Source organism: Mycobacterium sp. E136 (assembly GCF_001666865.1).
Lineage (GTDB): Bacteria > Actinomycetota > Actinomycetes > Mycobacteriales > Mycobacteriaceae > Mycobacterium.
Map to the genome: position 1 here is coordinate 23,358 of NZ_LZJE01000225.1, position 11,834 is coordinate 35,191.

The window sequence follows — 11,834 nt, forward strand, 5'->3', positions numbered from 1 at the left end:
TCAGTCCTTCACCAGGATCGCGCGGGTGGGGCAGGAGACCTCCGCGCCCTTCAACTGCTGACGGAGCTCCTCGCCGGGCGCGTCTTGAAGCACGTGCAGACCGTCCTCGCGCACGTCGAACACTTCGCGGCAGATGCTCATGCACACGCCGTTGCCGTCGCAGGTGTCCAGATCGACGATGACCTTCATCGCACTCCAGCCCCTTCCCTCTCCGTCGCGGTGGTGGCCTGCCGGCTCGGCGACCCCGCACGTTCGCGTGCGGCTCGCGCCGCTGGTGAGTGCTCCAAGTAGTCGGTGGCCATCTGTGTGTTGGCCTCGTGGCTCGGGTGGTGGCTGGGCCGCATGTATCGCAGGGGCACCGTCACGAGGAAGTTCCACGGGCCCGGCAGCTTGTATTCGCGCGCGGCGCGCATCCAGTCGCGGAATCGCCACTTCTGGTCGATGGTCGGATCGTTGGCCATCAGGTAGCGCGCCCCGGCGATCCACCAGCCGACGAACAGCGGCGCGGTCATCAGCATCGAGAACGCCCGAATGAAGTAGTTGCCGCAGACGTGCTGGTAGACGTCGAAGACCAGTGAGCGGTGCTCGACTTCCTCGGCGCCGTGCCAGCGGAGCAGGTCGAGCATGACGGGATCGGTGCCCGCGTAGTCCAGTCCGCGGTTCTGCAGTACCCACTGGCCCAGGACCGCGGTGAAGTGTTCCAGCGCGGCCACATCGGCCAGCCGCCGGTAGAGCCACCACCGCTTCAGCGGCGGCGGGAAGAACGTCGGCGGGTCGCCCAACGTCATCGACAAGGTCCTGCCGAGTCGGTCGGTGTAGGGCTTGGTGTCGATGCCCTGTTCGGCCAGGTGGTCCAACACCACCTGGTGCGCCCAAGCGTGCCAGGACTCCTGCTGGATGAATGGTTTGATCGACGCCTCGAGTTCGGGATCGTCGACCAGAGACGACGCCTCCAGCACCGCCTTGATGAAGTGCCGTTCACCCTCGGGCAGGAGTAGGTGCAGGACGTTCATCATGTGCGTGGAGAACGGATCGTCGGGGACCCAGTGCATCGGCGTCTCCGACCAGTCGAAGCGGACCATCCGGCGGTACTTCGGATATCCGTCATGGTGTTGCGCGACTTCGGGCATCGGTACCTCTTCCGCCGACCGACGGCGGGCCGTCGGTTCCTTCTTCGTTGAAGGTCCGGTCGAACACCGGTAGCGATGCGCGGTGAGCGACCGTCCGTGAGGTCGCGTACCCCGCCCGACCCTGCCGTACTCACCTCAGCGGTGGCGGTTCGCTGTGAATCGGCTGCGGACTGGTGGTCATTCGGCGAGCAGGTTCACTGCGCGGGTGAACACACTGGGAGCCGACGCCGCTGCCGACACCAACCGCGAGCGAACCGATGGAAACGCCGTGGCATGCACCAGTCCCGCGGTGAGCATTCGGTAGCGACGCGACATCCGGCGCCAGCGCCGGTCGTAGTCGGCGGGTTGCTCCTTGACGATGCTGTCCACCAGCAACTCGGCGGCGCCGAACGCAATGCCCAGGCCCTCGCCGGTCAGTGCATCGACGTAGCCGGCAGCGTCACCGACCAGGAGCACTCGCCCGGCGACCCGCCGCCGCACCCGCTGCCGCAACGGTCCGGCCGCCAGTTCGGGAGCGTGAGCGCGCTCCGCGACGTGTTCGCGGAGCGCTGGAAACGATTCCAGATGGTGCTCGAACCCGCCTCGTCGCGCAGTGAGGACCGCGACGCCGACACAGTTTTCGGCGACGGGGGTGACGTAGGCTTCGCCGTCGTCGGACCAATACACCTCGACGCATTCACTCCACGGAGCCACCGCGTAGTGCCGACGGATGCCCCATCGCCGCGGTTCGGACGCCGGGACGGCCAGCCCGAGCGAGGTGCGGATCGGCGAGTGCAGACCGTCCGCGGCGGCCAGATAGCGGGCTCGGAAGCCGTTGCAGCGAACCGAGTCTGCATCCTGCTGCACCGCTCCGGCGGCTCCGTTCTCGATGCGGACCCCGGCTTTGGACGCCGCTTCCCACAACGCCTCGTGTAACACCGTCCTGCGGACTCCGCGCCCCGGCCCGCTGTCGAAGCGGCCGGTGACGCTGCGTCGCCCGTCGATGTACGTGATGCCCGAGAACGCTCGCCCCGCCGGATCGACACCCAGCCCCTGTAGCTGACACAACGTGTGTGGCATCAGCCCCTCACCGCATGCCTTGTCGACCGGTGCGGCCCGCCGCTCGACCAGCACGACCTCGAGACCGGCGCGAGCGCCGTGGATGGCGGTGGCTAGACCCGCCGGTCCGCCACCCGCCACCAACAGGTCGATCATCGAAGGGCGGCCAGCGCCGCATTCTCGACCCGGATGCGCCTCCGCAGCAGCGCCGTGTTGAGCACGGTGAAGACCGCGGCGGTGAGCCAGGCGGTGTGCACGAGCGGTAGCGCCAACCCCTCGATGGCGACCGCAACGTAATTCGGATGCGGGACAAGGCGATACGGCCCCCGAGTGACCCTGGCCGCGTCCGGGATGACGACGACGCGAGTGTTCCACTGCCGGCCGAGCGTGGCGATGCACCACCATCGCAGCGCCTGGGCGGCGAGCACCAACGCGAACATCGGCCACCCCAGCGCGGGTACGAACGGTCGGAACGGGGCTTCCACCAGGCAGCCCGCAAGCAGCCCGGTGTGCAGGGCCACCATCAGCGGATAGTGAGACTCGCCGGACTCCACGCCGCCGTGTTCTCGACTCCACGACAGGTTACGCTGCGACACAACGAGTTCAGCGATACGCTCGGCGGCCACCGCGGCGATCAGCAGCCCGTACCAGACCATCGTCAGTGCCAGCGCAGCAGCAACAGCTCCGCGCAGAAGCCGGGACCCATCGCCATCATCACCCCCGGTGTGCCGGCGGGCGGCGGCTTGGCGCGCGCATCGCGCAAGATGTGCAGCACCGACGACGACGAGACGTTGCCGATCTCGGCGAGCGATCGCCACGACAGTTCGAGTGCGGCGTCGTCGAGGTTCAGTGCGGCGGCCATCGATTCGAGCACCCGCGGTCCGCCGGGGTGTGAGAGCCACGAGCCGATGTCGTCGACGGTCAGGTCATGGTCGGCGAGGAAGCCGGTGACGTCGTCGCCGAAGTAACGCTCGATCAGGTCGGGTAGCCCGACAGAGAGCACGAGCTGGAACCCTTCTGCGCGGACGTCCCAGCCCATCGTGTCCAGCGAGTCGGGGTAGAGCCGGCTGCGTGTCGCGACCACATCCGGGCCGAGGGCGCCAATCGCTTCCGCACGAGCCGAACCCACCGAGACGACCGCGGCCGCGCCGTCGGCGAACAGCGCGCTGCCGACGAGGGTGGGCATGGTCGGCGGCGCCGCCGGAAACATCAGCGAAGCCAGGTCGACCGAGACGAGCGCGGCGACGTCGTCGGGGTGGCCGATCAGGTAGTCGTGCAGGCGCGACACCCCGGCTGCGCCGGCCACGCAACCCAAACCGAAGATCGGGATCCTCCGCACGTCGGGCCGCAGGCCGAGCCGTCCGGCGATGCGCGCGTCCAGCGACGGAACGGCCACTCCTGTCGCGGTCGCGGTCATGATCAGATCCACGTCTTCGGGCTGCAACCCCGCGTCGTCGAGTGCGCCCGAGAGTGCCTCGCATCCGAGGTTCATGGCGTGCTCGAGCCATACGTCGTTGGTTTCGCCGAAGTCGCCCAGTGCCAGGTAGTCGTCCATCGGCATGATGAGATGGCGGCCGTCGACCTTGGCGCTCGCGTGCAGTTCACGCACGATGGCTTCGTACTTTGCGAAGGTCGGGACCTGCACGAACCGGTCGGTGATCTCTTGCTGGCTGTATCGGTGCGGCGGCAGCGCGCCGTGCACCCCTGCGATGACGCTCATGGTGCTCACTCTCTAGGCACGGATGCGGGGGCTCGTTGGTTCAATGACGCGGGGTCGGCAGCGTGGGTTTCCGCACTCTCGCTCAGTCCGAGGCGGCGGTGTACTGCGGCCAGCCAGCGGGGCGCCCACCAGTTCCATCCGCCCATCAGGTGCATGAAGGCGGGCACCAGCACCATCCGCACCAGTGTCGCGTCGACCAGGACGGCCAGCGCCAACCCGAGGCCGAAGAGCTTCAGCACCGACACGTTGGCCGCGATCAGTGCTGCGAACGAGATCGACATGATGAGCGCGGCGGCGGTGATGACCCGTCCGGTGTGGGCGATGCCGAGCGCGACGCTCTCGTCGTTGCGGACGCGGGGGGTGAGGACGGCACCGTTGGCTCGCGTCATGTCCGAGTGCAGCCAGTACTCGCGGATCCGCGAAACGAGGAAGACCTCGTAGTCCATCGACAGGCCGAACGCGATGCAGAAGAGCAACACCGGCACGTTGGCCACCAACGTGCCGCTCGTCGTGGTACCGAGCGCGCCGAGGTGGCCGTCCTGGAAGATCCACACCATCGCGCCGAAGGCGGCCGTGAGCGAAAGGATGTTCAGCACAAGCGCTTTCAGTGGTACGACGACGCTGCCGGTCAACAGGAAGAGCAGCGCCAGCATGATGACGGCGATGAGGCTCAGGACGAGCGGGAGCCGTGCGGTGATGGCGTCGACGCTGTCGCTGTTGGAGGCGGCGGTTCCGGTCAGCAGGGCCTCGCGGTCACCGGGTGCCGGTACTGCGTCGAGGCGATCGAGTTGGGTTTCGGAGGCGTCGGAGAACAGGGGGGCGGTGCTGTCGACGGTGAGGAAGGCGCTGCCGTCGGCCTGGCCGGTGGGCGCCGAGGGTGGGCCGGCGAGACGGCCGCCGACGAAGGTTCCGGTGGGCGCGGAGACCGCTGAGACGTCGGGCGCTTCGGACAGCGCGGTGGCGTAGGCGCTGAACTCGTCGGGGGTGATGCCCTCTGCATCGGGCAGCACGATGGTCACGGCGGTGTCGGTGTTGGTGGCGAAGTCCTCGCGCAGCTGGTCGCCGACCTGGTGTGCGGAGGCGCTTGAGGGGAGCACGCGGTCGTCGGGCAGGCCCGGGCGCACGCCGAAGAACGGCAGGCCGAGCACCACGAGGAATATGACGCCGGCCAGCCCGAGTGGAACGGCCCGGCGCATGACGAATGTGGCGCACTGGTACCAGAATCGACGCTCGACCGGTCGCGGCTCGGGTTCCGGCCGGCCGAGCAGGCGGCGGGCCAGGCGGCGGACGTCGAGCGCGTCGATGCGAGGGCCGAGCAACACGAGCGCGGCGGGGGTGACCACCAGGGCGGCGGCCGCGCAGAACGCCACCGTGGCCACGCCGGCGTAGGCGAATGACTTGAGGAAGTGCATGGGGAACAACACGAGGACGGCCATCGACAGCGCGACGGTCGTCGCGGAGAACACGACGGTGCGGCCGGCGGTGGTCATCATGCGGACGAGCGCGACGTCGAATGAGGCGCCCTCGGCCAGCTCGTCGCGGTAGCGGCTGATCATCAGCAGCGTGTAGTCGATCGCCAGGGCGAGGCCCATCGCGCTGGTGAGGTTCAGCGCGAAGATCGACACGTCGGTGCCCATGGAAATGATGCGCAGCACGGCGAGCGCGCCGAATATCGACATGATGCCTACGGCGACCGGCAGCGCAGCGGCCAGCAGGCCACCGAACACCCACATCAGAACGAGGAAGCTCAGCGGGATCGCCAGTGATTCCATCGTCACCAGGTCGCGCTGGGATTGGGCGGTGAGCTGCAAGTTGACCATCGCGACGCCGCCTGCGCGGACGGTGACGCCGTCGCGGTCGAGGTCCTTGGTGAGGTCTTCGGCGTGCCGCTGTTGGGCGGCCTCGTCGCCGATGATGCCCGCGACGATCAAACCCGAGCTGCGGTCCTTGCTGATGAGATCGGCGGCGGCCGAGGGCGGGACGGTCCACGGCGAGGTGACGTCCGCGACGTGTGGGGAGCGTTTCAAGTTGTCGACGATGTCGACGCCCGCGGCCCTGGCGGCGGGGCTGTCGACGCCGTCGGGTGACGAGACGGTGATGAGCAACTGCACGTCGCCCTGACGGAATTTGCCGGTCAGCAGCTGGGTGGCTCGAGACGAGTCGGAGTTCGGGTCTTGGAACCCGCTGGGCGACAGCTTGTTGGCGACTGGGACGCCGAGGACACCGAGCACGACGGTCATCAGCGCCGCGACCGCGATGACGGTGCGTGGCGTGCGAAGGGCCAGTCGGGCGATCCGGTACAGCAGGGCGGTCCTCCGATCCCCGTGAGGGCGGTAATGAGCCTGTCAATCAATTTACGTCGCCGTAGGCCTTAGGGTTCACTTCTGGGCCTAGACAAACCTGTGACGGTGCTGGGGTGTGCCCGGCGACCATCACGCGAACGAGTCCGTCCTGCGTTCGGCGGTGGCATGCTCGGAGAATGGCGGCCAGCCCCGAAACCGTCTATGCCCGGGACCGCGATGTTCACCTCGCCTATCAGGTGGTCGGTGACGGCGGGCCGGATCTTCTGTGGGTTCCCACCGCCACGTTCCCGATAGATCTGCTGTGGGACGAGCCGACTGTCGCCGGTCACTTTCGCAGGCTGTCGTCGTTCAGTCGGCTGATCCTGACCGACCTACTCGGCGTCGGCAGCTCGGATGCGGTGCCGATCTGCGATCGGCCGGCGATGCAGTCGTGGGTCGACGGTTTGCTGGCAGTTCTGGATACCGTTGGTAGCGAACGTGTTTCGATCTTCGCGATGTCCGAGTCGGCGTTGCCGGTCATGCTGCTGGCGGCCAGCCATCCGCATCGTGTGAAGTCGCTGGTGCTGTGGAGTCCGTTCGCGAACTTCGCCCGCACGCCCGACCAGCCGTTCGGGATGCCCGAGCCGACGCTGACCGAGTACGTCCGGTGGTGCGAGGAAAGCGTGGGGCGAGCTAACGCTGTCCACCTGACGCCGAGTTGGGAATCGGATCCGGCGAAGCGTCGGTGGATGGCGCGAGGTGAGCGGCTGGCCGGCGGCCCGGGCTACTTCGCGGACATCTTCGATCTATTCGTGCGCACCGACGTTCGGCCGGTGCTGGAGAGCATTCAGGCGCCGACGCTGGTGATGCACCGCCGCGGCGACCGCCACGTGCGAGACGGGCATGCGCAGTACGTCGCCGACCGAATTCCGCATGCCCGGTTGGTGGAGTTCGACGGTGACGATCACGTCTGGTTCGCGGGAGACGCGGACGTCGTCGTCGACGAGATCGAGTCGTTTCTCACCGGTGGCCGCGGCACCGTCCCGACAAACCGCGTGCTGTCGACAGTGTTGTTCACCGACATCGTCGGGTCGACCGAACGCGCGGCGCGGTTGGGCGACGAGGCGTGGTCGACCGCGCTCGCCGCACATGACCGGGTCGTGGAGCGTCACGTGGCCGGTGCGCGAGGTTCGGTCGTGAAGTTCACCGGTGACGGTGCGCTGGCGACTTTCGACGGCCCGGCCCGGGCGATCCACTGTTCGTGCGCGATCCGCGACGCGCTGGACGATCTAGGGCTCACGATTCGCGCCGGCCTGCACACCGGTGAGGTCGAGATGGCCGACGGCGACGTGCACGGCATCGCGGTGCACATCGCGGCCCGGATCATGGGGCTCGCGGGGCCGGGGGAGGTGCTGGTGTCCGGAGCGATCCCGCCGTTGGTGCTCGGATCGCGGATCGTGTTCGACGACAGGGGCGCCCACCAACTCAAGGGCGTGCCCGACCGGTGGCCGGTCCTGGCGGTCCGCGACGCCTGAGGGGGCTCAGTTGTAGTCGGTGCTGCCCTCGACATCGTGAGTGGTACTGACCAATTTCGCGAAGCAGTGGTCGCGGTCGAACCCGGCGCTTCTGCACCACGCCAAGGCGCCGTCGGCGGTGGGGAACGTGGGCCCCGCGATCGTCACCCAGAAATTGGACTCCGAGAACGTCGACCAGTCCCCTGACCACAGCAGCCGGGCACCGGGGTACGTCTGCCGGAGCCGCTGGTGCTCGGCCAAGATCGCCGCGTGGGTCCACGTGCGTCCTTCAGCGACCAATCCGAGCCGCTTGGAACTCAATTGCGGTACCCAGGTGTCAACGATGGTTGCCAGCACCATCGGCTTGTCGCTCGCGGCGATCGAGCGCAGTTGATCACCGCTTGCGGTGTCGACATCAGGCACGGTGGCGGGGTACGTCGCGGGGGCCGGTCGTGGTGCGGGGCGGCTGGAGCTCTCGATGATGTTGGCCATGAGTGACGGGACCGTCGTCGATCCGAGCCGAGCCTCGTAGGTCATCGCCCCTTGCACCTCGACGTACATCGTCACCCGGTCCTTCTCGACGAAGTTGGCGACCATGTCCGCTTCGCGAGCGGTGATGAGGGTGTTCTGGTCATAGTCGTAGACGTTCGTCACCGGCGCGGGCCCGGTATCGGCGCGGAAGGTCGTGGCGCCCGTCGCCGGATCGAACTGCGTGATCACGCCGTAGACGACGATCTTTCGGCCTGCCCAGGCGTCGGGATCCTTGGCCATGAGGGCGAACTCGCGCGCGGTCAGCGATTGGTATGTCGACCGGTCCAAGCGCGCGGGATCTGTCGGCGGTCGACTGGAACGGCCGACCGGTTCTCGCGGCACCGTGGGCGCAGGGGCGTTCGGAGCACTTGCGACGACGGTCGGTGCCGGGCTCGGCGGAGCCTTGTCGTCGGAGTCGGAGCCTTTCAGCTGGAGGCCCAGCAGAACGCCGACCGCCAGGACTAGCACCGCGATGCCCCCGGAGAGCGACGCGGTGATGACGTGATTTCGTCTGCCCTGCTTGGGTTCTGGATCGGCGTAGTCCTCAGGCCATGGGACGGCCGGCTGCTGCTGGTCATAGTACGGGTGGCGATAATCCATGGTGGTGTCCTTCTAGCGGAGAGCCGAATGGCATTGCCGTGAGCCCGTCCCGCATAAGGTTGCTGGGATAGGCGGCGCCTGCGCTTTGCGGGTGTGAACCATTGGGTGGCTCACTATGCATGATCTTGAATTTGTCTACTTTCAGCCCCTTCTGGGGTTCATCTGGTGTAGACGCTACGCAGATGCCTGTGTAGAGGAATCCGGGGTTTCCCTATGGTCTCGTTTGCTGGGATCGGGGTCATCCGAGCATCTGACCGACGGCGAGCGCCTTTAGGCCTCATGCGTCACAGGCGAAACGCGGTTCAGCGGATGCCCGCTTCGATCTCCTCGACGGCTTGTGATGCCTCGGGCCCGCATATGGTGCGAAGGTCGACGGTACCCGCGGTAAGGATGCCGTCGACGCGGTTCTTGAGGTCGTCGTCGACGACGTGGGCGTAGAGGTCGGCGCCCGGACATGAGGTGTCGTGGCTGGCGTCGCGGTGCCCGGCGAGGGTGTCGGTTGGGATGTCGAAACGCTGTGCGGCCCAGGCGAATGCGAGCGCAGCACCGTTGAGCTGTTCCTCGGTGACGGCCTCTTCGTCGAAGTTGCCTTCGCAGACGACGAGGAAGTGGCCGGTCGGGTCGTAGTTGGTGGCGGTGTCGCCGACGAGCTCAGGCGTGCGCAGCTCGTAGATGTTGCCGTTGCGATCGACGCTGAGGTGATAGGCGATGTCGATCCAGCCGTGGGTGTCTTGGTGATAGTGCTGATGCTGGCGCAGGCGCGCCGGCGCGTTGGAGTTGTCGCCGAGGGTGACCGCCGTGTGGTGGATCGTCATACGGACAGGGGTGTGGGGCGTGCCGCCTGGACGCGGCGGCTTGGCGCCCCAAGCGCTGCGACACAGGACGCTCGGGGAGGGCGGGGCCGCCTGCGCGACGTCCAGGGGCAAGCCGCTGGCGACAGCCCCCAAGCCGGCGAGCTGCAGGAGCCGCCGACGGCTGAGCGCGAAGCGGTCGTCTACCACGTCAGCCCATCAGCGAGATTGCCGCGGCGATCAGCACGGCGACGCCGAGCGCCGTCATCACCAGGGACGAAGGAGCGCTGCGGCGCAGTACCGAGTTCATCGGATTGTTGGGGTCGACCCAGACGTCGACGGTCTGGCCGGGCGCATACCGGGAGGCTTGCGCGGAGGCGATGCCGCCGAGGCCCATGCCGAAGCCGAGGGGTGTGCCGAAGCCTGCGCGCTGGCCGACGAAGGTCTGCCCGCCGACTTGGTATTGGTAGCCGACGACGGAGCGCGCAACGTTGGCGCCCATGTGCCCACCGCCGGCTTGCGTCTGATAGCCCGCGACGCCGGAGCCGAGCATGTTCCCCGGGACGCGCTGCCAGCCGAGCGCACCGAGCAACTGCAGAACGCCGGGCAGCCCGCGGAACAGCAGGAAGATCCCGATGATCAAGAGGCCGATCTCTGTGACGTAGTTGGCCACGGCCGGAGCCTAACGCGCTGATCGACGCCGGGCTGTCGGTTCAGCCGAGGTCGCGGCGACCCTCGGCGGGTCCGGTTCGGCGTGGGGGAGAACTGTGGAGTGTGAACCCGAAACGGCAGGTCTTCCGGCGACGTGCGAGAGTCTTGCCATGGCGGGTAGGGGCGAGACCGGCATCGTGTGGGGTGGGAAGCCGTGGCGTTAGAAGAAGGGGACACCTTCGCCGGCTACACGGTGGTGCGACCGCTGGGTAAGGGTGGCATGGGCGAGGTCTACCTCGTGCAGCATCCGCGGCTGCCGCGCTACGAGGCACTCAAGATCCTGCCGGTTGAGTTCACTGTCGACCGCGAGTACCGCGAGCGGTTCAACCGCGAGGCGGACATGGTGGCGCGCCTGTGGCATCCGAACATCGTCGGTCTGCACGATCGCGGCGAGTTCGACGGGCAGCTGTGGATCACGATGGATTACGTCGAGGGCACCGATGCCGGCCAGGTGTTGCGTGAGCGCAAGGGCGCCGGCCTGCCGCCGGACGATGTGGTGCGGATCGTGTCGGGTGTTGCCGACGCGCTGGATTACGCGCACCAGCGGGAGCTGCTGCACCGTGATGTGAAGCCGTCGAACATCCTGCTGGCGCAGGATGGCCAGAAGTACAGCCGAGCCTTGTTGGCTGACTTCGGTATTGCGCGCTGGGTGCAGGACTCGTCCGGTCTGACCGCTACCGACATGACCGTCGGCACGGTGGCGTACGCGGCGCCCGAACAGCTGATGGGACAGGCGCTCGATGGTGGAGCCGACCAATATGCGCTGGCGGCGACGGCATTTCACCTGCTCACTGGCCAGCAGCTGTTCCAGCACGACAATCCCGCCGTGGTGATCAGTAACCACCTCACCGCGCAACCGCCGGCGATCGGTGAGCGCATCCCGGAGTTGTCGGGGTTGGGCCCCGCATTCGAGCGGGCGTTGTCGAAGTCACCGGCCGACCGCTATGACACCTGCACCGAGTTCGCCGAGGCGATGGCCGAGGGATTGTCAACGGTGGCACGGGAATTGGGCGCCACCGATCCGACGGCACCGGCTGTGGCGGCGAGAAAGAAGAGCAAGCACGCGAAAGCCGCGCCGACGCCGCGGCGACCACGCCGGGTGTTGTTGGCGGCGGGAGCCGTCGCGGTGCTGATCGGGGTCGCGATCGCGGTCGGCCTGGGGGTGGCGAAGTGGGACGAGTCGACCGAGAAGGCCGAAGCGAAGCCGGATGTGCCGGTCGTCCTGATCGGCGCCGACTGCGCGACTCTCGGTGCGGCGGGAGTGACGACGAACGGGCAGGAGGCGTTCTGCTCGCGCCTGCCGGCGACGGGCGATGAGGTCTGGTCGATCTACAAGGGCCCGGTGCCGAGTCCGACGGCTACGCCGCATCCGACCGAGGAGGTGTTCCCCGCCGGTATCGAGGAGCAGGTGCAGGTCTGCGTCAGCCAGACGGGTCAGACGCGGGCGCAGTGTCGCGAGGATGTCCGCAAGGGCAACCTCGAGGGGCCGGCGTAGTCCGCGCTCTTCGAAAGGCGCT

At 67.7% G+C, this 11,834-nt stretch carries 11 protein-coding genes; 2 read left to right on the forward strand and 9 right to left on the reverse strand.

Annotated features, from left to right (window positions below; genetic code table 11):
- From A5698_RS15010 to A5698_RS15035, 6 genes are all read right to left on the reverse strand, one after another.
- Positions 1-189 (reverse strand): ferredoxin, encoded by a 189-nt coding sequence (locus A5698_RS15010; protein WP_068298280.1) that lies wholly within the window; start codon positions 187-189, stop codon positions 1-3.
- Positions 186-1,130, reverse strand: a complete 945-nt coding sequence (locus tag A5698_RS15015) for a metal-dependent hydrolase (protein WP_068298283.1) — start codon at positions 1,128-1,130, stop codon at positions 186-188. The genes A5698_RS15010 and A5698_RS15015 overlap by 4 nt, the downstream gene beginning before the upstream one ends.
- 177 nt (positions 1,131-1,307) lie before the next feature.
- On the reverse strand, positions 1,308-2,324 hold the full coding sequence (locus A5698_RS15020) for an NAD(P)/FAD-dependent oxidoreductase (RefSeq protein WP_068298285.1): 1,017 nt from the start codon (positions 2,322-2,324) through the stop codon (positions 1,308-1,310).
- Positions 2,321-2,824 carry an isoprenylcysteine carboxyl methyltransferase family protein gene (locus A5698_RS15025; RefSeq protein ID WP_068298288.1) on the reverse strand — a complete coding sequence of 168 codons (504 nt, stop codon included), beginning with the start codon at positions 2,822-2,824 and terminating at the stop codon, positions 2,321-2,323. The genes A5698_RS15020 and A5698_RS15025 overlap by 4 nt, the downstream gene beginning before the upstream one ends.
- A 2-nt stretch (positions 2,825-2,826) precedes the next feature.
- A complete protein-coding gene (locus tag A5698_RS15030; protein WP_068298334.1) occupies positions 2,827-3,888 on the reverse strand; it encodes a type III polyketide synthase in 1,062 nt (353 codons plus the stop codon).
- Between the two features lie 5 nt (positions 3,889-3,893).
- Entirely contained in the window at positions 3,894-6,194 is a 2,301-nt protein-coding gene (locus A5698_RS15035) for an MMPL family transporter (protein ID WP_068298291.1), read from the reverse strand.
- A gap of 173 nt (positions 6,195-6,367) precedes the next feature.
- Between A5698_RS15035 and A5698_RS15040 the strand changes: the two genes are divergently transcribed.
- On the forward strand, positions 6,368-7,705 hold the full coding sequence (locus A5698_RS15040) for an adenylate/guanylate cyclase domain-containing protein (RefSeq protein ID WP_068298294.1): 1,338 nt from the start codon (positions 6,368-6,370) through the stop codon (positions 7,703-7,705).
- Positions 7,706-7,711: 6 nt separating this feature from the next.
- Here A5698_RS15040 and A5698_RS15045 read toward each other — a convergent pair whose 3' ends face one another.
- From A5698_RS15045 to A5698_RS15055, 3 genes are all read right to left on the reverse strand, one after another.
- Positions 7,712-8,815, reverse strand: a complete 1,104-nt coding sequence (locus tag A5698_RS15045; protein WP_068298296.1) for a hypothetical protein — start codon at positions 8,813-8,815, stop codon at positions 7,712-7,714.
- Positions 8,816-9,117: 302 nt separating this feature from the next.
- Positions 9,118-9,630, reverse strand: coding sequence for a peptidoglycan recognition protein family protein (locus tag A5698_RS15050; protein WP_084792456.1), 513 nt, complete (start codon positions 9,628-9,630; stop codon positions 9,118-9,120).
- A gap of 187 nt (positions 9,631-9,817) precedes the next feature.
- Positions 9,818-10,279, reverse strand: coding sequence for a DUF3592 domain-containing protein (locus A5698_RS15055; RefSeq protein WP_068298302.1), 462 nt, complete (start codon positions 10,277-10,279; stop codon positions 9,818-9,820).
- 192 nt (positions 10,280-10,471) lie between these two features.
- On the opposite strand from A5698_RS15055, the gene A5698_RS15060 reads away from it, so the two are divergent.
- Positions 10,472-11,812 carry a serine/threonine-protein kinase gene (locus A5698_RS15060; protein WP_068298306.1) on the forward strand — a complete coding sequence of 447 codons (1,341 nt, stop codon included), beginning with the start codon at positions 10,472-10,474 and terminating at the stop codon, positions 11,810-11,812.
- Positions 11,813-11,834 lie beyond the last annotated feature (22 nt).